The organism is Verrucosispora sp. WMMC514, from assembly GCF_027497295.1.
Lineage (GTDB): Bacteria > Actinomycetota > Actinomycetes > Mycobacteriales > Micromonosporaceae > Micromonospora > Micromonospora palythoicola.
Genome location: NZ_CP114906.1, coordinates 4706848 through 4729254, shown reverse-complemented (window position 1 = coordinate 4729254; position 22407 = coordinate 4706848). Strand labels below are relative to the sequence as shown.

25 protein-coding genes are annotated in these 22407 nt (G+C 73.0%); 8 read left to right on the top strand and 17 right to left on the bottom strand.

The annotated features are described in order from the left end of the window. Nucleotides 1-174: 174 nt before the first annotated feature. From O7597_RS22020 to O7597_RS21995, 6 genes are all read right to left on the bottom strand, one after another. Nucleotides 175-447: a DUF4235 domain-containing protein gene (locus O7597_RS22020; RefSeq protein ID WP_164445246.1), complete on the bottom strand. Its 273-nt coding sequence runs from the start codon at nt 445-447 to the stop codon at nt 175-177. Then, the gene (locus tag O7597_RS22015) at nt 444-758 is read right to left on the bottom strand and encodes a DUF3618 domain-containing protein (RefSeq protein ID WP_269738863.1); all 315 of its coding nucleotides are present in this window, start codon (nt 756-758) and stop codon (nt 444-446) included. The genes O7597_RS22020 and O7597_RS22015 overlap by 4 nt, the downstream gene beginning before the upstream one ends. Next, nucleotides 755-1207 carry a phage holin family protein gene (locus O7597_RS22010; RefSeq protein WP_269738864.1) on the bottom strand — a complete coding sequence of 151 codons (453 nt, stop codon included), beginning with the start codon at nt 1205-1207 and terminating at the stop codon, nt 755-757. Before O7597_RS22010 ends, O7597_RS22015 begins: the two co-directional genes overlap by 4 nt. Nucleotides 1208-1354: 147 nt before the next feature. After that, on the bottom strand, nt 1355-2569 hold the full coding sequence (locus O7597_RS22005; protein ID WP_269738865.1) for a mechanosensitive ion channel domain-containing protein: 1215 nt from the start codon (nt 2567-2569) through the stop codon (nt 1355-1357). Between the two features lie 138 nt (nt 2570-2707). After that, on the bottom strand, nt 2708-3529 hold the full coding sequence (locus O7597_RS22000) for a DUF1206 domain-containing protein (protein ID WP_269738866.1): 822 nt from the start codon (nt 3527-3529) through the stop codon (nt 2708-2710). A 59-nt stretch (nt 3530-3588) separates the two neighbouring features. Next, entirely contained in the window at nt 3589-3969 is a 381-nt protein-coding gene (locus O7597_RS21995) for a hypothetical protein (protein ID WP_281580568.1), read from the bottom strand. Between the two features lie 72 nt (nt 3970-4041). Here O7597_RS21995 and O7597_RS21990 point away from each other — a divergent pair, with 72 nt between their 5' ends. Further along, nucleotides 4042-4323, top strand: coding sequence for a GNAT family N-acetyltransferase (locus tag O7597_RS21990; RefSeq protein ID WP_166457974.1), 282 nt, complete (start codon nt 4042-4044; stop codon nt 4321-4323). Here the strand turns inward: O7597_RS21990 and O7597_RS21985 are convergent. Further along, nucleotides 4307-5821 carry a glycoside hydrolase family 3 N-terminal domain-containing protein gene (locus O7597_RS21985; RefSeq protein WP_281580567.1) on the bottom strand — a complete coding sequence of 505 codons (1515 nt, stop codon included), beginning with the start codon at nt 5819-5821 and terminating at the stop codon, nt 4307-4309. The two genes, O7597_RS21990 and O7597_RS21985, sit on opposite strands and share 17 nt — an antisense overlap. 214 nt (nt 5822-6035) lie before the next feature. Here O7597_RS21985 and O7597_RS21980 point away from each other — a divergent pair, with 214 nt between their 5' ends. The 4 genes from O7597_RS21980 (at nt 6036) to O7597_RS21965 (ending at nt 9436) form a co-directional block, all read left to right on the top strand. Beyond that, nucleotides 6036-6158, top strand: coding sequence for a hypothetical protein (locus tag O7597_RS21980; protein WP_269738869.1), 123 nt, complete (start codon nt 6036-6038; stop codon nt 6156-6158). A gap of 76 nt (nt 6159-6234) precedes the next feature. Then, nucleotides 6235-7185 carry a TIGR03557 family F420-dependent LLM class oxidoreductase gene (locus tag O7597_RS21975; RefSeq protein WP_281580566.1) on the top strand — a complete coding sequence of 317 codons (951 nt, stop codon included), beginning with the start codon at nt 6235-6237 and terminating at the stop codon, nt 7183-7185. Between the two features lie 47 nt (nt 7186-7232). After that, on the top strand, nt 7233-8864 hold the full coding sequence (locus tag O7597_RS21970; protein WP_281580565.1) for an ATP-dependent DNA helicase RecQ: 1632 nt from the start codon (nt 7233-7235) through the stop codon (nt 8862-8864). Nucleotides 8865-8932: 68 nt separating this feature from the next. Next, nucleotides 8933-9436, top strand: a complete 504-nt coding sequence (locus tag O7597_RS21965; RefSeq protein WP_164445934.1) for a hypothetical protein — start codon at nt 8933-8935, stop codon at nt 9434-9436. Nucleotides 9437-9528: 92 nt separating this feature from the next. Here the strand turns inward: O7597_RS21965 and O7597_RS21960 are convergent, their stop codons facing one another. Further along, entirely contained in the window at nt 9529-10293 is a 765-nt protein-coding gene (locus O7597_RS21960) for an ABC transporter permease (protein ID WP_281580564.1), read from the bottom strand. Beyond that, nucleotides 10286-11251 carry an ATP-binding cassette domain-containing protein gene (locus O7597_RS21955; RefSeq protein ID WP_269738873.1) on the bottom strand — a complete coding sequence of 322 codons (966 nt, stop codon included), beginning with the start codon at nt 11249-11251 and terminating at the stop codon, nt 10286-10288. Before O7597_RS21955 ends, O7597_RS21960 begins: the two co-directional genes overlap by 8 nt. Nucleotides 11252-11345: 94 nt before the next feature. On the opposite strand from O7597_RS21955, the gene O7597_RS21950 reads away from it, so the two are divergent. Then, nucleotides 11346-12143, top strand: coding sequence for a TetR/AcrR family transcriptional regulator C-terminal domain-containing protein (locus tag O7597_RS21950; protein ID WP_281580563.1), 798 nt, complete (start codon nt 11346-11348; stop codon nt 12141-12143). A gap of 9 nt (nt 12144-12152) precedes the next feature. Here O7597_RS21950 and O7597_RS21945 read toward each other — a convergent pair whose 3' ends face one another. From O7597_RS21945 to O7597_RS21910, 8 genes are all read right to left on the bottom strand, one after another. After that, entirely contained in the window at nt 12153-13136 is a 984-nt protein-coding gene (locus O7597_RS21945) for a DNA topoisomerase IB (protein WP_269738875.1), read from the bottom strand. Next, on the bottom strand, nt 13120-14073 hold the full coding sequence (locus O7597_RS21940) for a glycosyltransferase family 9 protein (RefSeq protein ID WP_281580562.1): 954 nt from the start codon (nt 14071-14073) through the stop codon (nt 13120-13122). Before O7597_RS21940 ends, O7597_RS21945 begins: the two co-directional genes overlap by 17 nt. Beyond that, nucleotides 14070-14765 carry an SDR family oxidoreductase gene (locus O7597_RS21935; RefSeq protein WP_269738877.1) on the bottom strand — a complete coding sequence of 232 codons (696 nt, stop codon included), beginning with the start codon at nt 14763-14765 and terminating at the stop codon, nt 14070-14072. The genes O7597_RS21940 and O7597_RS21935 overlap by 4 nt, the downstream gene beginning before the upstream one ends. A 114-nt stretch (nt 14766-14879) precedes the next feature. Next, nucleotides 14880-16310 carry a PfkB family carbohydrate kinase gene (locus tag O7597_RS21930; protein WP_332317115.1) on the bottom strand — a complete coding sequence of 477 codons (1431 nt, stop codon included), beginning with the start codon at nt 16308-16310 and terminating at the stop codon, nt 14880-14882. 10 nt (nt 16311-16320) lie between these two features. Then, nucleotides 16321-16974 (bottom strand): SIS domain-containing protein, encoded by a 654-nt coding sequence (locus O7597_RS21925; protein WP_281580561.1) that lies wholly within the window; start codon nt 16972-16974, stop codon nt 16321-16323. Further along, a complete protein-coding gene (locus O7597_RS21920; protein ID WP_281580560.1) occupies nt 16974-18191 on the bottom strand; it encodes a glycosyltransferase in 1218 nt (405 codons plus the stop codon). Before O7597_RS21920 ends, O7597_RS21925 begins: the two co-directional genes overlap by 1 nt. Beyond that, the gene (locus O7597_RS21915; RefSeq protein WP_281580559.1) at nt 18182-19153 is read right to left on the bottom strand and encodes a glycosyltransferase; all 972 of its coding nucleotides are present in this window, start codon (nt 19151-19153) and stop codon (nt 18182-18184) included. The genes O7597_RS21920 and O7597_RS21915 overlap by 10 nt, the downstream gene beginning before the upstream one ends. After that, nucleotides 19150-20877: an HAD-IIIA family hydrolase gene (locus O7597_RS21910; protein ID WP_281583295.1), complete on the bottom strand. Its 1728-nt coding sequence runs from the start codon at nt 20875-20877 to the stop codon at nt 19150-19152. Before O7597_RS21910 ends, O7597_RS21915 begins: the two co-directional genes overlap by 4 nt. 226 nt (nt 20878-21103) lie before the next feature. On the opposite strand from O7597_RS21910, the gene O7597_RS21905 reads away from it, so the two are divergent. Both O7597_RS21905 and O7597_RS21900 read left to right on the top strand, forming a co-directional pair. Next, on the top strand, nt 21104-21541 hold the full coding sequence (locus O7597_RS21905) for an SRPBCC family protein (RefSeq protein WP_348650759.1): 438 nt from the start codon (nt 21104-21106) through the stop codon (nt 21539-21541). Nucleotides 21542-21633: 92 nt separating this feature from the next. Then, nucleotides 21634-22401, top strand: a complete 768-nt coding sequence (locus O7597_RS21900) for a polyprenol monophosphomannose synthase (protein WP_269738882.1) — start codon at nt 21634-21636, stop codon at nt 22399-22401. The last annotated feature ends 6 nt before the right edge of the window (nt 22402-22407 follow it).

Below are 22407 nucleotides of genomic sequence, written 5' to 3'. Positions count from 1 at the left end.
CTCTCAACAGCGTGGAACAGCTTAACCACGTACGCAAAAACTGTGCAGAGCCTAGCCGACGAAATTCTCCGACATGTGACCTGACGGATGCGTCGAATCCGTCGGTCGGAAGCGGTCGGGCAAGGCAAAAGGCCCCCTCACCGGCAACCGGCGAGAGGGCCTTGAGACGAACCTTCAGTCCGGCCAACTACCGGTCAGCCGACGGACGCCGACCGCACCGCCCCGGTCCACCGCCGCCCGGACGACCGAGAAGATGGCGCCCTGCAGGGCGGCCGCCGCGAGGATCTCACCCCAGCGACGGTCCTCGTCCGTCGGGTTGGGCGCCTCACCGTCACCGGCGGTCATCTTCCACACCTGCCGGAAGACCGCGCCCGCGATCGCGCCGGCGGCGAAGCCCATCAGCACGCCGACCGGCTTGTAGGCGGCCCTGCCGATTCCCTTGCTCACGCACGCCTCCCTCTAATGATCATCAACACCACGGCGGCGGCGAGCGCACCGGCCGCGAGCGCGATGAACGGCGCGGGTCCCGGGCGGCTCGGACCCTGCTGGTGGTTCAGGCCGGCCTGGGCGCGCACCCGGGCGACCGTCATCGCAGCCTGCTCGCGTACCCGCTCCCGCGCCTGGTCCGCCGAGGACTTCAGTCGCTTCTTGACGTCGGCCTTGGCGGCCAGCGCCTCCATCGTCTCGCCCAACTCGACGCGGGTACGCCGGATCTCCTCCCGCAGCGCCTCCGTGTCACCCGTACCGTTACCTGTCATGCCCGTCCCCTGTCCTTCACCGCGGCGCTGACCACGTCGACGTCGGCCCGTAGGCTGCGCACGGTCGCCTCGGGCACCGGCGGGACCGCGCGGCTGACCCGGCGCTTGCCGATCAGCGCCAGCACGCCGGCGACCAGGAACAGGGTCACCGCCACGATCAGCGCGGCAGCCCACGCCGGCAGCACCAGGGCCAGCAGGAGGATCGCGGCGGTCACCAGTGCCCCCAGGCCGAAGAAGGCGAGGGCACCGCCCCCGGCGAACAGGCCGACACCGATGCCCGCCTGCTTGCCCTTCTCGGTCAGCTCGGCGCGGGCCAGCGTGAGTTCGTCCCGAACCAGGCGCGAGACCTGCTCGGTCGCCCGCTGAACCAGTTCGGCGGTGGACGGCTCCGTCCCGTTGTGGGCCATCCGCCCGTTGTGGGACGTACGGGCGTTCGCCACGTCAGCCATGCTGTCCCCCTCTCGTCATCACCGCGCTGTATGCCCGGAGTCGCCGCTCGTCAATCCTGTTCCCGAAAAAGGGGGCAGAAGCGTCGGGCAGCACGTCCCCACCGGACGCCGCGCCAAACCTGCCCATCCGAGTGGATAACGAGGTGGTCAGCGGCGAGGTTCGGCGGGCTGCCGGGCCTCGACCGTCTCGTCGGGGCCGACGAAGGCCTCGTTGCGAGCGTGGCCGTCGTCGCTGCCACCGAAGAGCCGGGCGTCGTCGGGCACCTCGGCCTCGGTCCGGCGGCGCGTCGAGTGCCGCGGCTGGATCCACTGCCACGCCAGGTCGCTACCGCCGTCGCCGACCTCGGTACGCAGGCGGGGCATCGCGGTGGGCCGGTGGTCGCGTACCCAGGCGACCAGGTGTTCCCGCACGAGGCAGCGCAGGTCCCACAGGGCCCCCGCGTTGCTGGCGCTCACCAGCGCGCGAACCTTGATCGTGCCGCCGGTCGCGTCGGTGACCTGGAGGACACAGACCCGGCCGTCCCACAGCTCGGTGCTCTCGACCAGTCGGCGCAGCTCCTCCCGCATGGCCTGCACCGGGATCGACCAGTCGACCTCGAACTCGGCCGTGCCCAGGACCTTCGCCTCGGTCCGGGTCCAGTTCTGGAACGGCTTGCTGGTGAAGTAGGAGGTCGGCAGGATCAACCGCCGGTCGTCCCAGACCTGGACCACCACGTAGCTGAGGGTCAACTCCTCGATCCGACCCCACTCCCCCTCGACCACCACCACGTCGTCGAGGCGTACCGCGTCGCTGAAGGCCAGTTGCAGGCCGGCGAAGACGTTGCCCAGCAGGCTCTGCGCGGCCAGGGCGGCGACCACACCGACCACACCGGCGCTGGTCAGCACGCCGGCACCGATGCCCCGCACAGCGGGGAAGGTCATCAGCATCACGCCGAGGGTGATGACGACGATCACCACGATCGTCACCCGGCGCAGCATCACCACCTGGGTGCGTACCCGCCGGGCGTGCCGGTTGTCCGGCACGTCCACCCGGAACCGGGCGAGCGCGGTGTCCTCCACCACCACCAGCAGCGAGGCGACCAGCCAGGCCGCCGTGGCGATCACGGCCAGCACCAGCAGGTGCAGCAGGGCCTGGCGCCAGCCGGTGCCGATCGCGTACCCGGTGCTGAACCGGACGGCGAACTGCACGGCGAGCACGGTGGCGGCGACCTGGAACGAACGGTGCGCGTGCTGGGTCAACTCGGTCAGCAGCAGTGATTTGCGGCCCCAGCGACGGGTGAGGCGGTGCACCACCTCGACCACGGCAAGAGCGATCGCCGCCGCGGCGAGCGCGGCGACGACCGTCACGAGGTAGCTGTGCACGTGTTGCTTCTCCTTCCGGCCCGACGGCGATCCCCGGTGGTGGTGTCCGGCGTGCGGGCAATCAAGATCCGGCAAAGGGGCAATGGTGCCCTGGATCGCCGGCCCCGGCCACCGCGGGGGTGGCCGGGGAGGAGAAGGTCATACCTTGCGGTAGCGGGACTGGAGGAAGCAGTAGACACCGAAGGCGGCGATGCCCAGCGCGATGAGGGTCAGCAGGATGGTGCCGAACGCCTGGTCACGCAGGGTCCGCAGCGCGGCGTCCAGACCACGGGCCTTCTCCGGGTCGTAGTTCACCGCGGCCAGTATGACCAGCAGGCCGGTCACGGCGAAGGCGACACCCCGGGAGGCGTAGCCCGCCATGCCGAGCCGACGGGCGAGCTGCCGGGTCTTGGCGCTCATCTCGCCGGTCTTCAGCCGCTTCATGAACTTCTTCTTCAGGCCGTAGATCGTCATGCCGACACCGATGCCCGCGAGCACCAGACCGGCGAGACCGACCAGCCAACGACCCCCGGTGGACTCCATCAGCCGGGCCGACAGATCCTGCTGCTGGGAGGCGCTGTCGGAGTTGGCGTCGGAGAAGACCTTCCAGGCGGTCCAGGCCAGCCAGAGGTAGATCAGGGTGCGGGCGGCGGAGACGATCCGTTCCTTGAGCCGGTCGTTGCCGCGCTCGGTGCGGTGCCCGACGGCCGCTTCGAGGGCCTGCCAGATCGCCATGGCGAGCATGCCCACGGCGATCGCGACGACCAGGAACTGGCCCATGGGTTGCGCGGCGAGGGTACGCAGCGCGCCGGACTGGTCGCCGTCGCTGGACGAGTTGCCGAAGGCGATCTGCAGCGCCAGCCAGCCGAACAGCAGGTGCACGATCCCGTAGCCGATGAAACCGGCCCGGGCGAGGAGTTCCAGCCACCGGCTGTCGGCCGTACGGGCGGCGGTGGCTTCGGCGTTCCGGGTAAGAGACATGGCGCCTCAATCTCCGAACGCGAAGATTTCCAAACGTGCTGGCCGCCGCCCGAGTATCGTCAGCCGCCGTTACGCGCGATCCGGACCTTCACCTCGCTGTCGGTGACGCTGTCCAGGGTGACCGCGAGGCCACCGACGTCGGCCGCCTGCTGGCCCACCGTGAGGGACAGCTGCTCGCCAGCGACCTCGATGGTGGCCACGTCGTCCTGCGTCTCGACCAGCCGAGCCTCGACGCCGAGGATGTTCGCCCGGGCGTCCACGCCCCGGTCGAAGGTCACCGTGCAGGCGTCCAGGCCGCAGTCGGTGCTGGCCCCTTCGGAGCTGCAACCGGCCAGCAGGGCCGCGCCGAGCGCGAGACCGGCCAGCATTCCGGCGAGCCGGGTGGAGGTGCGACGGGTGAAGGTGGGCGGGAGCTTTCCGGCGAGGGATCGGTTCGTCACGCCGTCAAGCGTACGAGACACCGGCGAACCGACCGGGCGGGCCGACCGGCGATGGACAATGCAGGAGTGAGCATGCTGGTCGAGGACAATCCCGCCAAACACCGCTACGAGATCCTGGTCGACGACGCGCTGGCCGGCTTCACCGCCTACCTGCCCCGTGACCAGGTGCTGATCTTCACGCACACCGAGGTGGATTCGGCCTTCCAGAACATGGGCGTCGGTTCGGCGCTGATGCGCGGCACCCTCGATCAGGTCCGCGCGCAGGGTCAGCGGGTGGTGCCGCGTTGCCCGTTCATGGCCGCCTTCATCGAACGCCACCGGGAGTACGCCGACCTGGTCACCAGCCCGGACTGACCACGCCGCCGGCGAGCAGCTCGGCGGCGGCCCGACCGGCGGCCCGGGTGGCGCCGTGGGTGGCGATGTGCACCGCCCCGGTGACCAGCGCGGGCACCCCGAGTTCGACGACGACCGCGTCGGGGCGGGCGGTCAGCGCCCGATCGACCGCGTCCCGCATCCAGGGGTGCCGGTGCAGGTCGCGCACGACGAGCACCAGTGGCCGCCCGGCGGCACCGGCGGCCGGGTCGCCCGGCGCCGACTGCTCGACGTGCCGGACGCTCGTGGTGCCCGGCACCAGGGCGGCCAGCGGCGCCGCCACTCCCCAGGGAGTCGCCGACCCGATCGCGATGTTGTGCGGTGGCTGGAACTCCACCACGTGCGCCGGGCCGCGCAGCGGCAACGAGACGGTCGTGGCGTCGCTGGTGGTGACCCGCACGGCGCGTCGCGCCGCGACCAACCCGACCGCTGAGCCGCCGGTCGGGCCGGCGGCGCGGGCGGTACGGGCCGCCACGGTCCAGGCGGCGAGTTGGCCGACCCGCTTGGCCGCCTCGGTGAGCCGCTCCTCGGGCAGCTCCCCGGCGACGACCGCGTCGACGATGGCGTCGCGCAGGTGGCGGGCCGTCTCCTCGTCGGCGTGCTCGCCGCCGACACAGATCGCGTCCGCACCGGCGGCAAGGGCACGCACGGCCGCACCGGCGAAACCGTAGCGGTCGGCGACCGCGCCCATCTCCACCGCGTCGGTCACCACCACGCCGTCGAAGCCCATCTCCTCGCGCAGCAGGCCACCCAGGATGCGGGCGCTCAGGGTGGCCGGCAGGTCGGGATCCAGCGCCGGCACCAGCAGGTGCCCGGTCATCACCGCCTGGACGCCCGCCGCCACGGCGGCCCGGAACGGAGCCAGCTCGACGGCGTGCAGCCGGTCCCGGTCGGCGTCGATGCGGGGCAGGTCGTGATGGGAGTCGACGCGGGTGTCGCCGTGGCCGGGAAAGTGCTTCGCGCAGGCGGCGACGCCGCCGGACTGCAGGCCGCGTACCCAGGCGGTGGTGTGCCGGGCGACCAGCGACGGCTCGGCGCCGAACGAGCGGACGCCGATCACCGGGTTGTCCGGGTTGGAATTCACGTCCGCGTCGGGCGCGTAGTTGAGGGTGATCCCGGCGGCGGCGAGTTCCGCGCCGAGGTCGCGGGCCACCTCCTCGGTGAGAGCCGGGTCGTCGACCGCGCCGAGTGCCAGGTTGCCCGGACGGGAGCTGCCCAGACCGGACTCGATGCGGGTGACGTCGCCGGCCTCCTCGTCGATGGCGACGATCACGTCCGGCCGCTCCGCCCGCAGCGCGGCGGTCAGCGCGGCCACCTGCCCCGGATCGACGACGTTACGGCTGAACAACACCACCGAGCCGAGCCCGTCGCCGAGCCAGCGGCAGATCCAGGCGGGTGGGACGGTGCCGACGAAACCGGGCTGCAGGACCGCGGCCGCCAGGGTCGCCAGGTTTCCGTTGCGCTCGGTCCGCTCGCTCATGCCGGCACTCCGCTTCGCTGCGTGCCGCCATGAGACACCACCGCGCTGAGTTGATGATTCGCTCGCTGCCGCTCGCTCATTCGGCGCTGTACCCCCGCGTGTTCCGCCGTGGACTCCCGCCGGCCGGCGGTCCAGACATGGTCACACCGCGCCACCCCAATAGTCAATAAACCTTACAGTTGCCTTGGGAGCGCTGCACCGCGACAGTGCGGGTATGGACCCCGTGCTGCTGGCCGACGCGACGAGCCCGGCCGACATCCCCGGCGTACGCCTGCTCGGCCTGGTGGTGGGCGGTCTGCTGCTGCTGATCGCCATCCGCGCGATGTTCCGCCGTTGAACCACCGGAGCGGGTGTGACCGGCGCCCGCCGGGGTACCGCCTGCCCCACAGGCAGCACTGGCCGAGGGGGAAAAGATGAAGATCGGGTACTTCCTGTCCACCGAGGAGTACGCGCCGGCCGAACTGCTCGACCAGGCCCGGGCCGCCGAGCGGGCCGGCTTCGAGGCGTTGTGGATCTCCGATCACTATCACCCCTGGATCGACGCCCAGGGGCAGAGCCCCTTCGTCTGGTCGATGCTCGGCGCGCTGAGCCAGGTCTGCCGGTTGCCGGTGACCACCGCCGTCACCTGCCCGACGGTACGCATCCACCCGGCGGTGCTCGCCCAGGCCGCGGCGACCACCTCCGTGCTGCACTCCGGCCGGTTCGTCCTGGGGGTGGGCTCCGGCGAGGCGCTCAACGAGCACATCCTCGGCGGTGCGTGGCCGGGGGCCGGCGTCCGGCTGGAGATGCTGGAGGAGGCGGTCAAGGTGATGCGCAAGCTGTGGCGCGGCGGCTTCGTCAACCACCATGGCCGGCACTACCAGGTGGAGCACGCCCGGATCTACACGCTGCCGGAGACTCCCCCGCCGATCTACATCTCCGCGTTCGGGCCCAAGGCCGTGGATCTGGCCGCCCGGATCGGCGACGGTTTCGTCAACACCATGCCCGACGCCGACCTGGTGCGCCGGTTCCGGGACAACGGCGGCGGCGACAAGCCCTGCCAGGCCGGTTTCAAGGCCGCGTACGCGCCGACGGTCGAGGAGGGCATGCGACTGGCGTACGAGCGCTGGCCGACCGAGGCGATCCCCGGTGAGCTGCTCCAGGTGCTGCCCTCGCCGCGCCACTTCGAGCAGGCGGCCACGCTCGTGGATCCGGAGGCGATGCGCGAGGCGTTCGTCTGCGGCAGCGACGCCGACGCCCACCTGGCGAAGATCGACGCGTACGCGAAGGCCGGGTTCGACGAGGTCTACGTCGCCAACACCGGGCCGAACTGGTCGGGGTTGCTCGACCTGTACCAGCGCGAGGTGCTTCCCCGGCTGCGTTGATCAACCCGGGTTTCGGCGCGGAGCCGCCCGGGTACCTGCGGCCTTCGATGAAACTGACCACGCACTCGATGTCGTTGCGCCGCGCCGCGCGCAGCCTGTTCGGTTGGACCGCGCTGCGGCCCAACCAGTTGGCCGCGATGCGGGCCGTGATGCGCCGCCGCGACGCCCTGGTGGTGCTGCCCACCGGCGCCGGCAAGTCGGCGATCTACCAGATCCCGGCCAGCCTGATCCCCGGCCCGACCGTGGTGATCTCTCCGCTGCTGGCGCTCCAGCAGGACCAGATCGCCGCGCTCAACGAGCGGCAGCGCGCGGAACTGCGAGCGGTCCGGATCAGCTCGGACGAGACCGCCGCCCAGCAGGCCGAGGCGATCGCCGAGATCCGCGACGGGCGGGCCGAGTTCCTCTTCATCACCCCGGAACAACTGGCCAACCCCGACCGGCTGGCCGAGGTCCGGGACCTCAAGCCGGCGCTGGTGGCGATCGACGAGGCGCACTGCATCTCCGCCTGGGGCCACGACTTCCGCCCGGACTACCTGGCCCTCGGGCAGCTGATCGAGGGCATCGGCCGACCACCGGTGGTCGCGCTGACCGCCACCGCCTCCCCGCCGGTACGCGACGACATCGTCAGCCGGCTGCGGCTGCGCAAGCCCGAGATCGTGGTGTCCGGCCTGGACCGGCCCAACCTCTTCTTCGAGGTGGCGCACTGCCCCACCGAGGACTACCGGTGGCGGCGGCTGATCGCCCTGCTGCGTGAGGACGAGCGGCCCGGCATCATCTACGTGCCCACCCGCCGCGCCGCCGAGGAGCTGGCCGACCGGCTGACCGACGCGGGTTATCCCGCGCAGTACTACCACGGTGGGATGCCGGCCAGCGCCCGCGCCCGGCTGCACGAGGCGTTCCTCGCCGACCAGGTGCCGATCATGGTGGCGACCTCGGCGTTCGGCATGGGCATCGACAAGCCCAACATCGCCTGGGTGGTGCACATGGCGCTGCCCGACTCGCCGGACAGCTACTTCCAGGAGATCGGCCGGGCCGGCCGCGACGGTCAGCCGGCCCGGGTGCTGCTGCTCTGGCAGGCCGAGGACGTCGGGCTGCAACGCTACTTCAGCGGTGGCCTGCCCGACGCCACCGAGCTGCGCGACCTGGCCGCGTTGCTGCGCAAGGAACGGGCCACCCGCAAGGAGCTGCGCGAGGTGACCGGGCTCGGCCCGCGCAAGCTCGGGCAGTACCTCGCCCTGCTGGAACAGGTCGGCGCCGCCCAGCAGGCGCCGGGACAGCGGGTTGGCGCACCCCGTTACGCCCCCACCCCGGTCGACGCGGCGGCGGCCGCGGTGGCCGAGGCGGAGCGGCAGCAGAGCCTGACCCGGTCGCGTACCGACATGATGCGGGCGTTCGCCGAGACCAGCGCCTGCCGGGGGCAGACGTTGCTGGCCTACTTCGGCGAGCAGATGAGCGAGATCTGCGGGCACTGCGACAACTGTCACGCCGGCACCAGCGTGCCCGACGACGGTTCGGTGGGCCCGTTCCCGGTGCACAGCCAGGTGCGGCACGCCGAGTGGGGCTCCGGCCTGGTGCTCAGCTACGAGGAGGGCCGGATGACGGTGCTGTTCGACGAGGTCGGGTACAAGACGTTGTCGGTCAGCGTGGTGTCCGAACAGGGTCTGCTCACCCTGAACTAACCTGAGCCGCACCGCCGCCGGCGGTGCGGGCTGACGAGGACGTGAACGACGAGCGGGAGGGGCGGGTCGTGATCGAAGAACCGGCGTACACCGGTTTCGGTTTCTCCGACGAGGAGTGGGGGCTGCTGGTCGGCCTGCCACAGTCGGTGCTCACCGCGGCGAGCGCCGCCGAGTCCGACGGCACCAAGGCGACGATGGCCGAGGGTGCCGCGGGTCTGGAGACCATCTCCGGCGGGCGGGAGTCGGCCAGTCCGCTGGTGGCCGCGGTGGCCGGTGAGATCGTCACCCGGGTCGGCGATCCGGAGGCCGGTGAGGAGATGCCGGTCATCGAGCCCGCGGACCCGCGCGGCTACGCCGAGGACGTGCTGGGCCGGGCCAAGGAGGCGTCGGCGCTGCTGGCGGCCAAGGTGGACGAGGGCGAGGCGGGCGCGTACCGGCACTGGCTGGTGGAGATCGCCGACCAGGTGGTCGGCGCCGCCAGCACCGGCGGCGTGCTGGGCCTGGGCGGCACCGAGGTCAGCCCCTCCGAGCGCCGCTTCCGCGACCGCCTCTCCCAAATCCTCAACGACTAATCCCACCCCGTTGATCATGAGGTTGGCGGCGGTTTTGATCTCTTAAGCTGCCGCTAACCTCATGATCAACTCGGTTGGGGGGTGGGGGTGGGTCAGGCGATTCGGCGGGGGAAGAGGAGGGCGGAGAGGAGTACGGCGAGGGCCAGCAGGGCTAGGCACCAGGCTGCTGCGCGGGTGGGCGCGGTGCCGACCGGGGTGTCCAGCAGGAGGCCGCGCAGCGACTCGATGACCGGGGTCACCGGCTGGTGCTCGGCGAAGCCCCGCAGCCAGCCGGGCATGGTCTCGACCGGCACGAAGGCACTGCTCGGATAGGGCAGGAACATCACGATGAAGGTGTATCCGTTGGCCGCCTCCGGGGTGCGGGCCAACAGGCCGAACGCCGCCGACAGCCAGGACACCGCCAGCAGGAACAGCAGCAGCACCCCGGCAGCGGCCAACCAGCGCAGTGGCGCGACGGCCGGCCGGAACCCGATGGCCACCGCCACCCCCAGCACCAGCACCGTGGAGACGGTGTTGCGGGCCACGCTCGCCACCACGTGCCCGGCGAGGATCGAGGTGGCACCGACGTCCATCGTGCGTAGCCGTTCGATCATCCCGGTGGTCAGGTCGATGGTGACGCTCACCGCCGTGCCGGCCGCGCCGAAGCCGGCGCAGAGCAGCAGCACACCGGGCACCACGTAGGTCACGTACGCCGAACCGGTCTCGATCGCGCCGCCGAAGAGGTAGACGAAGAGCAGCATCAGGATCACCGGCAGCAGCAGCGAGGTGAGCAGCGCGTCGACGTTGCGCCGGGACAGCCGGACGCAGCGGCCGATCATCACGGCCGCGTGAATCGGTCGGAGGGTCAGCTCAGACACCGGCCACCTCCCGCTCGGGGCTCGCCGGCCGACCGGTGAGCGTGAAGAAGACGTCGTCGAGGGTCGCCTCCCGGACGGTGAACCGGACCACCCCGTGCCGGTCCGGATCGACCTCGTCGAGCAGGCCGCGTACCTGGGGGGCGCTGCCGTCGGTGGCCACCGACAGCGCCAGCCGGGCCGGTTCGCGGTGGGTGACCCGGTCACCCAACCGCCGGTCCGCCTCGGCGAGCCCGGCGGCGTCGCGCCAGGTCAGCTCCAACCGCTGGGCACCGAAACGGCGCTTGAGTTCCGCCGCCGTCCCCTCGGCGGCGAGTCGGCCGCCGTGCAGCACCGTGATCCGGTCAGCCAGGCGGTCGGCTTCCTCCAGGTACTGCGTGGTGAGCAGCACCGTCACCCCGGCGCCGGCCAACTCGCCGATCACCTCCCACAGCCCCTGCCGGCTGCGCGGGTCGAGACCGGTGGTCGGTTCGTCCAGGAAGATCACCGACGGAGCGCCGACGAGGCTGGCCGCCAGGTCGAGGCGTCGCCGCATCCCGCCGGAGTACGTCACCACCCGCCGCCTGGCGGCATCGGTCAGGTCGAAACGGTCCAGCAGTGCCGCGGCGCGGGCGCGGGCCGCCGGAGCGCGCAACCCGGCGAGACGGGCCAGCATCGTCAGGTTCTCCACGCCCGTCTGCCCGTCGTCGAGCGCCGCGTGCTGGCCGGCGAGGCTGATCGTCCGGCGTACCCGCCGCCGCTGGCGTACCACGTCGTGGCCGGCCACCCGGGCGTTACCCGAATCCGGTCGGGTCAGCGTCGCCAGGATGCGCACCGTGGTGGTCTTGCCGGCCCCGTTCTGCCCGAGCAGGGCATGCACCCCGCCGGTGGGCACCCGCAGGGTCAGCCCGTCGAGCACGACGTGATCCCCGAAGGACTTGCGCAGGTCGACCAGCTCGACCGCTGGCGGTCCGTGCACCATGAACACTCTCCCTAATCTGCGTATGCCATACGCTCTTATGCGTAGACGATACGCAGAAGATATGCTGGCGGTCAACGCCGGCCTGGGAGGTGGAGTGGGCGAAGACGTCGAGCTGCCCGAGAACGTGGCGCTCGCCTGGGGGCTGCGTGACCGTCCCAGCCGTGGCCCGAAGCGCAGCCTCAGCCTCGACCAGGTGGTCGCCGCCGGCATCCAGATCGCGCAGGCCGAGGGGTTGACGGCGGTGTCGATGAGCCGGGTGGCAGGCGAACTCGGCGTGGCCACGATGTCGCTGTACCGGTACGTGCCCACCAAACACGACCTGCTCGACCTGATGGTGGACACCGCGTACGGCCCGCCACCGCGTCCGCGCGGGGCCGACGAGGGCTGGCGGCCGGCGCTGGCCCGATGGGGTGAGGGGAACGTCGCCGCGTTACGCCGGCAGCCCTGGATGCGGCACGTGCCGATCACCGGCCCACCGATCAATCCCAACCAGGTGCGCTGGTTGGAGTACGGGCTCGCCGCGCTGCGCGGCACCGGCCTGCGCGCCTCCGAACGGATCGCCACGATCATGCTGGTCAGCGGGTACGCCCGCAGCTGGGCCACGCTCACCGCCGACATCGCCGAGGCCGCCGCCCGGACCGGGCGGACCCCGGAGGAGGTGGGCCTGCGCTACTGGCGGCACCTCGCCGTGCTCACCGCGCCCGGCCCCTACCCGGCGATCCACGAACTGCTGGCCGAGGCCGAGGAGTACGACGACGACGTCGACCTCGAATGGCGGTTCGGGCTGGGTCGGATCCTCGACGGCGTGGCGGCCATGATCGAGACCCGGGCCACCGACCCGTCCGGTGCGGCCCGCCACTCGGGGGGCACCGGTCCGCCCGACGGTGGTTGAGGTCCCCGGTCAGGTCCGCGCCAGCAGGGTCAGCACCGCCCGCTCGGCCTGCTCCGGCGAGGTTTCCCCGGTCACCGGAGCGACCACACCGTCGTGGAACAGATCCACCACCCTCGGGTCCACGTACGAGGCGCGAGCCACCGTCGGCGTGTTGCCGAGCAACTCCGCCACCTGTCGCATCACCGCCGCCACCGCCCGGCGGCGAGCGGTCACCGAACGGGCGGAGGCCAGTGCGGCCAACTCCGTCGCCGCCCGTACCGTCGCGTGCCAGGTGCGGAAGTCCTTCGCGGTCATCTCGCCACCGCTGGCCTCGCGGAGATAGTCGTTGACCTCGTCGGCGCGCACGTCCCGCCACTGCCGGCCGTCCCAGTAACCGAACAACCGGTCGGCCGCCCGACGCCGCCGACGCAGGTCGGTGAGCACCCGGCACAACTGCGGGTCGGAGATCAGCCGGACCTGCTCGATGCCGCCCTTGGCCGGAAACTCGAACAGCACACACCCCTGGCGCAGCCGGGCGTGCTCGGGACGCAGGGTCGCCACGCCGAACGTCGGATCCTCGCCGGCGGCGTACTGGTCGCTGCCCACCCGGAAGGCGCCCATGTCGAGCAGCCGGGTCACCGTCGCCAGCACCCGCTCGCGGCGCAGCCCGCGTACCGTCAGGTCATGGTCGACCCGCTCGCGCAGCAGCGGCAGCCGGCCCGCCACCTCCAGCACGTGGTCGAACTTCGCCTCGTCCTGCCGCTGCCGCCACAGCGGGTGGTAGAGGTACTGCTTCCGGCCGGCCGCGTCGACGCCGATGGCCTGGATGTGCCCGTTCGGGTACGGCGAGATCCACACGTTCCGCCAGGCCGGCGGGACGACGAGTGCGCGCAGCCGGGCCAACTCGTCGGGGTCGCGTACCGGCTCGCCGCGCGGGTCCAGGAACGACCAGCCCCGGCCCCGCCGACGCCGCCGATATCCCGGCCGACCCGGATCGCTACGCCGCAACCGCACGGTCCACCCGCACCACCCGCTCCACCTCGTCGACAGCGGCCAGCACCTCGTCAACGCCGAGGGCGACCATCGTGGGATGGTCACCTACCCCGTCCCACTCCGGCCATGCTCGCGCGCCGGCCCAGAGTGCCCGGTGCCGTCGGCGCTCCGGCGGTGGACCCCAGCGCGCCGGCGGAACCGGACCGAACAGCACCACCGACGGGGTGCGGTAGCCGGTGGCCAGATGCGCCACCCCCGTGTCTCCGCTGACCACCAGGCGCGCCCCGGCGATCAGCGCGGCGAGCTGGGCCAGGTCCGTCCGGCCGGCCAGCACCGCGGCGGCGGGCAACCCGGCCCGGTCCGCGACCCGGGCGACCAGGTCCCGCTCCGACGCGCTGCCGGTCAGCACCACCCGGTGCCCCCGCCCGGTCAGCTCCCGGGCCAGGGCCGCGTACCGGGCGGCCGGCCAGCGCTTGGCCGACTCCTTCGAGCCGGGATGCAGCACCGTGACACCACCGGCCGCCAGGCCCGGACCCGGGCGGCGCAGATCCAGGTTGGTCGGGTCGGCCGGAATGTCGTACTCGCGCAACAGCCGGCACCAGCGCGACACCTCGTGCTCGTCGTCGTCCCACCGCGGCCCGTCGGCGTGCGGCGCCTCGGCGTTGGCGAAGGCGATCAGCCGGTCGGGACGGGCGGCGGCCAGCAGCCGGTGCGACCGCGGGCCCCGGCCGTGCAGGTTGACCGCCAGCGCCACCCGCCCGGTGGGCCGGACCGGCCGGTCCAGGCCGTCGGTGGGCAACAGCCGGTCCACCCCGCCGACCAGCTCGACGAGCGGCCCCAGCCAGGCCGGCGCGGCGAGCACCAGTTGCTGGTCCGGGTACGCCGCCCGCAGCGCCCGCACCGCCGGGACCGCCGTGGCCAGGTCACCGACGCCGAGGGCACGCAGCGCCAGGATCACGGGTACGACGTCTCCCGATCGGCGCAGACCACCATCTCGCGGATCGCGCAACCGGCCGGCTGGGACAGGGCGAACATGACGGCGGCGGCGGTGTCGGCCGGATCGTTGAGGATCGCGTCCGACCCCGGCCGGTACTGCGGATCGCGTTCGTCGAAGAAGGCAGTCCGCATCCCGCCCGGGATGAGCAGCGTGACACCGACCGTGCCGGCCAGTTCGGCGGCGAGCGCCCGGGTGAAGCCGACCACCCCGAACTTCGCCGCACAGTACGCCGTCGCGTCGCTGACCGCCTTGATGCCGAGGGTGGAGGCCACCGTCACGACGGTGCCCCGGGCGGCGGTCAGGAACGGTAGCGCGGCGCGGATCACCGCGGCGGTCGCCAGCAGGTCGACGGCGACGATCCGGTCCCAGGTCTCACCGGGCACGTCGGCGAGCCGACCGGGCACGTCGATGCCGGCGGCGGTGACCACCGCGTCCAGCCCGCCCACGCGCTCGGCCAACTCGCGGGTGGCGGCCTCGGCGCCACGACTGTCGGCCAGGTCGCACTCCACCCAGGGCACCCCGTCGGCCGGCGCCTGCCGATCCAGCACCAGCGGCCGACCACCGGCGGCGGCCACCGCCGCCACCACCGCCGCGCCCAGTCCGCTGGAGCCGCCGGTGACCAGCACCGTCCGCCCGGTGGCCGGCGCGCTCACCGGACCTCCTTCGTTCGCGACTGCGGGGCTCGCAACACCGGCTCACTCCTCGCGCTCACCGGGCCACCTCCGTTCGCGACTGCGGGGCTCGCAACACCGGCTCACTCCTCGCGCTCACCGGGTGACCTCCGTCCGGTTGGCCGTCGCGGCGATCATCTCGGTGGTGGACCGCCCGTCCAGATAGGGCACCACCACCGTGTGACCGCCCCACCGGCGCAGGATCTCCGCCTCCGGCAGGCCGGTGCCGTCACCGCCGCCGGCGGCGTAGTCCCCGCCCTTGACCCAGACGTCCGGACGCAGCCAGGACAGCGCCGCTTCCGGTGTCGGCTCATCGAAGATCATTACCGCGTCGACGCAGCTCAACGCGGCCAGCAGCCGGCTTCGGTCGTCCTGGCGCATCACCGGCCGGTCCGGTCCCTTGAGACCGGTGACGCTGGCGTCGGAGTTGAGGCACACGATCAGGCAGTCGCCGAGCTGCCGGGCGGCCTGCAACGTCGCGACGTGGCCGGCGTGCAGCAGGTCGAAGCAGCCACCGGTGGCGACGACCGTCCCGCCGGCGGCGCGGACCCGGGCGACCACGGCGGCCGACGCGGCCACCCCGACCCGGTCGCCGGCCACCGCGGCGTGCACCGCCTGCGGGGCGCGCCGCACCGGCGCGGGCAGGGCCGTCGCCACCCCACCGTCGGCCACATACGCCGACGCCTGCGCCACCGCCTCCTGCACCGCCTCGGAGACCAGCGCGCCACGGGCCAGGGCGAGGCCGGCGGCGACGGCGAACCGGTCGCCCGCGCCGCAGGTGTCCCCCTCGGCGGCCACCGGGGCCGGCACCATGAGCGGCGTCGACCCGGCGTGACTGAGCAGCGCGCCGTCGGCGCCGAGCGTCACCGCGACCGCCCCCGCGCGCCACCGCTGCCGCAACCGCTGCGCCCCCTCGGCGGCGGTGGCCAGCCGGGTGACGCCGACCGGCGCCTCCATCAGCTCCCGCACCTCCGCCTCGTTCGGGGTGACCAGGTTCGCCCCGGGCACCGCGGCGGGTCCACGTGGGTGCGGATCCCAGACCAGCGGAGCGCGGATCGAGGCCAGGGCCGCCCGCAGCGCCGGCTGCCGGGCCACCGCGCGACCGTAGTCGCTGACCACCACCACCGATGCCCGGTCCAGGACGCGCAGCACCGCCTCGCCCGGCTCCGCCAACTCCCCCGCCCCGCCACCCCGGTCATGGCGCAGCAGCACCCGACCCCCGGACCGCAGCCGGATCTTCTCCGGGGTGGCACCGGCCAGCCGCAACGGATAGACCTGCACCCCGGCGGCGGCGAGCAGCACGCTCAACCGGGCCCCGCCGGCATCGTCGGCCAACGCGGTCACCAGCACCACCTCGGCACCCTGCGCGGCGGCGAAGACGGCGGAGAGTCCGGCACCGCCGGGCCGGTCCACGTGCGCGATCTCGTCGAGCACGGGCACCGGCGAGTCCGGACAGAGCCGGTTGACCACCCCCTCGACATCCCGGTCGAGCAGGGTGTCGCCGACCACCACCACGGGTCCCGTCACGGTCGCCTCCTCACGCCTGCACCGGCCGGACGGCACCGCCGTCCAGCACCACCTCGACACCGGCCCGCACCGGACCGGCCGCTGGCACCGCCGGGGCCGGCTGATCCGTCATCGCCTGCTCGACGTACTCGCAGAGCAGATGACTGGAGACCAGGTGCAGCTCCTGGACCACCTGGGTGTCCGGCGAGTCCACCGCGAGCACCTCGTGACACGCCTCGGCGAGCGGGTTCGGCGTCGGCCCGGTGAACGCCCAGCAGCGCAGGCCCGCCTCCCGGCCGGCCCGGGCGGCGGTGAGCAGATTGCCGCTGCCGCCGCTGGTGGACAGCAGCAGCAGCACGTCGTCGGGTCGGCCGTGCGCGCGGACCTGCCGGGCGAAGACCTCCTCGTAGCCGTAGTCGTTGCCGATCGCGGTCAACGCCGACGTCTCGGCGTGCAACGCGATGGCGGACAGCGGCCGACGGTCGTCGCGCAGCTTGCCGACCAGTTCGGCGGTCAGGTGTTGCGCCTCGGCGGCGCTGCCACCGTTGCCGGCGACGAGCAGCCGGCCGCCGTCGGTGAGCCGTCCGGCCAGGACCGCGCCCCACCGGGCGAGCAGCGGCTCGCAGCGGCGAAACGGCGGCAGGGCCGCGGTCAGGTGGGCCAGATGCGTGTCGAGCAGGCTCATCAGGCCACCACCCGGGTCGGTCGACGCACGGCGGCCACCTCGTCGTAGACCTCGGCGAGGCGCTGCGCGGTGACCGCCCACGAGTAGTGCCGGCGGACGCGGGCCCGCGCCGCGCCCGCGTACGCGAACCGGCGGATCCGGTCGTCGAGCAGCGCCCGCAGCGCCACACCCAGCGCGCGCGGATCCCGCGCCGGCACCAGGTCCCCGGTCACGCCGTCGACCACCGTGTCCCGCAGACCACCGACGGCGGTGGCCACCACCGGCACCCCGCAGGCCATCGCCTCCAGCGGAGTCAGCCCGAACGGCTCGTACCAGGGGGCGGCGACCAGGATGTCCGCCGAGCGGTACCAGCGGCCCATCTCCTCGCGAGGCACCGCGCCGACCAGGCGGACCCGGTCGGCGACGCCGCAACTGCCGGCGAGGGCCCGCAGCCGTCGGGCGTACGGGTCGGTCTCCAGCAGGCCGGCCGGCGGACCACCGACCACCACGCACTCCGCCTCGGGTACGTGCGCCATCGCCCGTACCACCGTCTGGAAGCCCTTGCGTTCCACCAACCGGCCCACCGTGAGGATCCGGGGCCGCCCGGGCTCGCGCTCGGTGGCCGGCCCCAGCGGGGCGAACGTGGCGAGGTTGACACCGGACGGGATGACGGTCATCGCCGACCGGGGCACCCCCATCCGGACCAGCTCACCGACCTCGTCGCGGCACTGGGCGATGACCCGGTCCACCGAACGACCCAGCTGACGCTCGTAGCCGATCCGCCGCGCCGGGCTGGTGTCCTGCACGCCCTGGTGACGACGCTTCACCGCGCCGAGCGCGTGGTAGGTCTGCACCACCGGCACCCCGGTCTGCCGGCCGGCTTCCAGCGCGGCCAGCCCACTCATCCAGAAGTGTGCGTGGATCACCTCGGGTGCCCACTCCCCGCCCCGCCACCGGTCGACGAGCCAGGCGCCGAACGGGCGCATGTGCGGCAGCAACGCGTCCTTCGCCACCGGTTCGGCCGGCCCGGCCGGCACGTGCACCACGTCGTAGCCGTCCGGGCTGCGTACCGTCACCGGCAGGTCCACCGCGTCGCGGCGGGTGTAGACCCGCACGTCGTGCCCGGCGGCGGCGAGCGCGGCGGAAAGCTCCGCGACGTGGGTGTTCTGGCCACCGGCGTCCTCGCCGCCCAGGATGGCGAGCGGGCTGGCGTGCTCCGAGATCATCGCTATCCGCATACTTCCTCCTCCAGCAGCCGGTCCCAGTCGGTGAGGAAACGGTCGAGGCCGTACCGTTCGCCGGCGGCGACGCGCGCCACGGCACCTGCCTCGCGCGCCCGCTGCGGTTCGGCGACGAACCTGCTGGCGGCCGCCAGCAGGGTGTCGACCCGGGTGGAGAGGGCACCGGCACCCGGTGGCACCGCCATCACCGCTTCGGTGGTGGCCAGCGCCACCACCGGCATGCCCATCGCCATCGCCTCGATCAGGCTCAACCCCAGCGACGTCCACCGGCACAGGTGCAGGTACGCCCGGCGGCGCGCCAACTCGGCGTGCATCCGGTGCTGCGGCACGTCGTCGTGGCTGGTCAACCGGTCCGCCGGCAGGCCGAGGTGCTCGGCCAGGCCGGCCACCTTCATGCCGAAGACGTCGAGTGGGGCGATCTCGGCGAAGCGCACCAGCAGGTCGGTGCCGGTGACCCGCCAGCGGCGTACCGGTTCGTTGATCACGACGGCCAGCCGGTCCAGTTCGCCGGTCCAGACCGCCGTCGGTGCCACGATGCCGTGGTCGACGACGGTGGTCCGGGTAGTACCGGTGTCCCAGAACAGCTCGTTGAACGCGGTCACGTGGGCGATGAGCAGGTCGTCCCGGTCGGCCAGCGGGTGGCGGCTGTTGGGGACCTGGCCGTCCTTCGGCGTGTTGTGCTCAACGTAGACGGCCGGCACGTCCCGGCCGGGCCGGCGGCCGAGCCACTGCTCGGCAAGGTCGATCTCCTCGGGGCGTTGCAGGATCACCACGTCGACGTCCGCGCCGCGCAGTTGCTCCGGGCTCACCTCCGCGGCGCTCTCCGGCCAGGTGTACGTCCGGGCGCGGCCCAGCCCGTACGGCCCCCGATCCGGGGTGGCCGGGATCAGGTAGCGGTGCTTGCCGTGCACGAAGGAGGTGGTCCAGGAACCGTGCACGTGCCAGAGCAGGATGTTCATCGGCCGCCCCCACCGCCGACGGCGACCGCCTCGGGTGCCGCCCTGGGCCCGGCCGCACCGCTCGGCACCCGGTCCGGCGGCACGCCCAGCAGCCGCAACGCGTCGAGCACGTCGCCCGGCCGGATGTCGCTGAGGCAGGGGTGCCCGGCTATCGGGCACCGGGCGGCCCGGGTGTCGCGGCAGGCTGCGGTGGCGTCGCCGAGGCGTACCGTCGGCACCCGCCACGGTCCCCACTGCCCGAAGGGGACGGTGGGAGCGAAGAGGCTGACCACCGGCACGCCGTACGCGGCGGCCAGGTGCGCCGGTCCGGTGTTGCCGACCACCACCGCGCCGGCTCCGGCCACGATCGCGGCCAGCTCGGCCAGGCCGGTGCGGCCACCGAGATCCCGGCAGTGCCGGCCGGCGACCCGCGCGGTCAGGTCCCGTTCGGCGGGGCCGCCGGTCACCACCACCCGGTACCCGACGGCGCTCAACTCGGCGGCGATCCGCTCGGCCACCTCGGGCGGGCACCCCCGCGCCGGCGCCGCCGACCCGGGATGCAGCACCACGTAACCCGGCGCACCGGCCTCGGGTAGGGGCGGTGGGACCGGGCGTAGCCGCAGGTGCGGTTCGTCGCCCTCGCCGAGCAGGTAACCGGCGGCAGCGGCCAGCGAGAGGGCCCGCTCCGCCTCGGGCACACCGACCGGAACCCGGTGCCGCACGTCCAGCAGGCTGCCCGGGTAGTCGTCGCTGATCGCCGCGATCCGGGCGACCCCGGCCATCCGCAGCAGCAGGGCCAGCGGCAGTGGCGACTGGTGGAACGAGGTGAAGATGACGGCCTCGTCGGCGGCCACCGCCGCCAGCCGGGTGATCAGAGCCGTCATCTCCCGCGGATCCACCGGCGCGGGGGCCGGGTCGATCCAGGGCAGCCGATGTTCGATCACCTCGTCAACGCCGGGCAGCAGGTCGGCGGCGGCCCGGCCCCGGGGCCCACAGAGCAGCACCACCCGCTCGGCGCTGGCGGCGACCGCCCGGATGCCCGGTCCGGTCACCAGCACGTCACCGGCCGAATCCGAGCGGACCACCAGTACGGTACGGCCGGCAGCCGGGCGTCCCGGTGCCGACCGCCGCACACCCGTGGCGACGGCCCGGCGCTCCGCCCCCGGCGTCGGCGTCGCCGGGCTCAGTGACGCCTGGCGTCGAAGGATCTCCGCGACGGCCGAGGGCAGGTCGGCGGCCACCCACGGTGCCGCCGCCACCTCTTCCGGTCGGGTCACCGGCGTCGGGACCAGGACGCCGGTCGCACCGGCGGCCAGCGCGGCGGTGACGTCGCGACCGATGTCACCGATCAGGGCGCAGCGGGCCGGTACCGTGCCCAGGGCCCGGGCCGCGGCGTGCACCAGACCCGGCCGTGGCTTGCGGCAGGCGCAGCCGTCCCCGTCGTCGTGCGGGCACACCTGCCAGCAGTCGAACGGGCCGAGCAGCGCCTCGATCCGGCGGTGCACCCGGTGCAACTGCCGCTCGGTGAACAGACCCCGGGCCAACCCGGACTGGTTGGTCACCACGGCGAGCTTCAGTCCGGCCGCGCGCAGCCGGTCCAGCGCCACGCGCGCCCCGGGCACCGGTCGCACCTTGTCCGGATCCGAGTTGTACGGCACATCCTCGACCAGGGTGCCGTCGCGGTCCAGCAGCACCGCGTCGAAGAGCACCGGGCGGGACACGGGCCCACCGGGCTCGGCCAGCAGCCCCGCTGACCTGCGCTGATCCGGCTCCCCATGGTCCTGTCGCACGGGCGGCGGGTTCCCTGCGCCCCGGTGAGTAAACGTCACCCGCGACGCGGCTGAGGCGACCGCGCACCGGCGGCACCCGCACGACCGCCCGCGGTTGGCCTTACCCGCAGTCCCGGAGAAGCTAACCCGGCGCCCTCGTTAGCCGAGGCCACCGGCGGGGTACCGAGCGGCGGTGGCGGTCGTGGAAAAAGTGATCGAGGCACCGGTCCGGCAGGTGTGGGCGGTACTGGCGGACGGATGGACCTACAGCGACTGGGTGGTGGGCACCGCCCACATGCGCGACGTCGACCAGGACTGGCCCCGGGTGGGCACCCGGCTGCACCACCGCGCCGGTCCCTGGCCGTTCTCCCTGGAGGACTGCTCGACGGTGCTGGCCTGTGAGCCGGAGCGCGAACTCGTGCTCCGCGTCCAACTCTGGCCGGCCGGGGAGGCCATGGTGACCTTCACCCTGGAGCCCCTCGGCGCGGAGCGGACCCGGGTGCTGCTCGCCGAGGACTTCGCCGCCGGGCCACTGCGCTGGATCCGCACCAAAATCAACGATCTGGTGCTGCATCTGCGCAACGAGGAGACCCTGGACCGGCTCTCCGACATCGCCGAACGGCAGAAGACACCGGCCTGATCGCGGGCCCGGCGCGGGGAGCCATTTCACCCCGGAAGGGACAAGTGGCTACGCTCACGGGGAACCCTGTCCGCATACCGAGGATGTCCCCCATGATCGAACCCGTCCAGTTGCCCTCGCCGTGGCGGGACGTGCGCCTGACCGTCGTGGTCCCGACCTACAACGAGGCGGGCAACGTGCCGGTGCTTGTCGAGCGTCTCCTCGCGTTGCCACTTCCGGGCCTGAAGGTGCTGGTCGCCGACGACAACTCCCCCGACGGCACCGGTGAGGTCGCGGACAAGCTCGCCATCGAGCATCCGGAGCGGGTGCAGGTCGTGCACCGACCGGGCAAGGAGGGTCTGGGCCGGGCGTACGTGGACGGGATCAGCCGGGCCCTCGACGGCGGCGCCGAGTACGTGGCCCAGATGGACGCCGACCTGTCCCACCCACCGGAGGCGTTGCCGGGCATGCTGGGCGCGCTGCTGTCCACTCAGGCCGGCGTGGTCATCGGGTCACGCTACGTTCCCGGCGGCGAGCTGGACGAGAACTGGCCGCTGTACCGTCGGGCCCTCAGCGGCTGGGCGAACCTGTACGTGCACACGCTGCTGCGGGTCCGCATCCGCGACCTCACCGCCGGTTTCAAGATCTGGCGGGCCGACGCGCTGCGCGACATCGGGCTGGAGCGGGTGCAGTCCAACGGCTACAGCTTCCAGGTCGAGATGCACTACCTGGCCACCAAGCGGGGGCACACCATCCTGGAGGTGCCGATCCGGTTCGAGGAGCGGCGCGACGGCACCTCGAAGATGACCACCGCCACCAAGATCGAGAGTGCGCTGATGCCGTTCAAGCTGCGTACCCGGCACCGCAACATCGAGCCCTGAGCCGCC

What these genes read in the sequence shown, in the direction of transcription:
- O7597_RS22015 (WP_269738863.1), bottom strand. Translation starts at nt 758, where the DNA reads ATGACAGGTAACGGTACGGGTGACACGGAGGCGCTGCGGGAGGAGATC.
- O7597_RS22010 (WP_269738864.1), bottom strand. Translation starts at nt 1,207, where the DNA reads ATGGCTGACGTGGCGAACGCCCGTACGTCCCACAACGGGCGGATGGCC.
- O7597_RS22000 (WP_269738866.1), bottom strand. Translation starts at nt 3,529, where the DNA reads ATGTCTCTTACCCGGAACGCCGAAGCCACCGCCGCCCGTACGGCCGAC.
- O7597_RS21990 (WP_166457974.1), top strand. Translation starts at nt 4,042, where the DNA reads ATGCTGGTCGAGGACAATCCCGCCAAACACCGCTACGAGATCCTGGTC.
- O7597_RS21985 (WP_281580567.1), bottom strand. Translation starts at nt 5,821, where the DNA reads ATGAGCGAGCGGACCGAGCGCAACGGAAACCTGGCGACCCTGGCGGCC.
- O7597_RS21980 (WP_269738869.1), top strand. Translation starts at nt 6,036, where the DNA reads ATGGACCCCGTGCTGCTGGCCGACGCGACGAGCCCGGCCGACATCCCC.
- O7597_RS21975 (WP_281580566.1), top strand. Translation starts at nt 6,235, where the DNA reads ATGAAGATCGGGTACTTCCTGTCCACCGAGGAGTACGCGCCGGCCGAA.
- O7597_RS21970 (WP_281580565.1), top strand. Translation starts at nt 7,233, where the DNA reads ATGAAACTGACCACGCACTCGATGTCGTTGCGCCGCGCCGCGCGCAGC.
- O7597_RS21955 (WP_269738873.1), bottom strand. Translation starts at nt 11,251, where the DNA reads ATGGTGCACGGACCGCCAGCGGTCGAGCTGGTCGACCTGCGCAAGTCC.
- O7597_RS21925 (WP_281580561.1), bottom strand. Translation starts at nt 16,974, where the DNA reads ATGAGCCTGCTCGACACGCATCTGGCCCACCTGACCGCGGCCCTGCCG.
- O7597_RS21920 (WP_281580560.1), bottom strand. Translation starts at nt 18,191, where the DNA reads ATGCGGATAGCGATGATCTCGGAGCACGCCAGCCCGCTCGCCATCCTG.
- O7597_RS21915 (WP_281580559.1), bottom strand. Translation starts at nt 19,153, where the DNA reads ATGAACATCCTGCTCTGGCACGTGCACGGTTCCTGGACCACCTCCTTC.
- O7597_RS21900 (WP_269738882.1), top strand. Translation starts at nt 21,634, where the DNA reads ATGATCGAACCCGTCCAGTTGCCCTCGCCGTGGCGGGACGTGCGCCTG.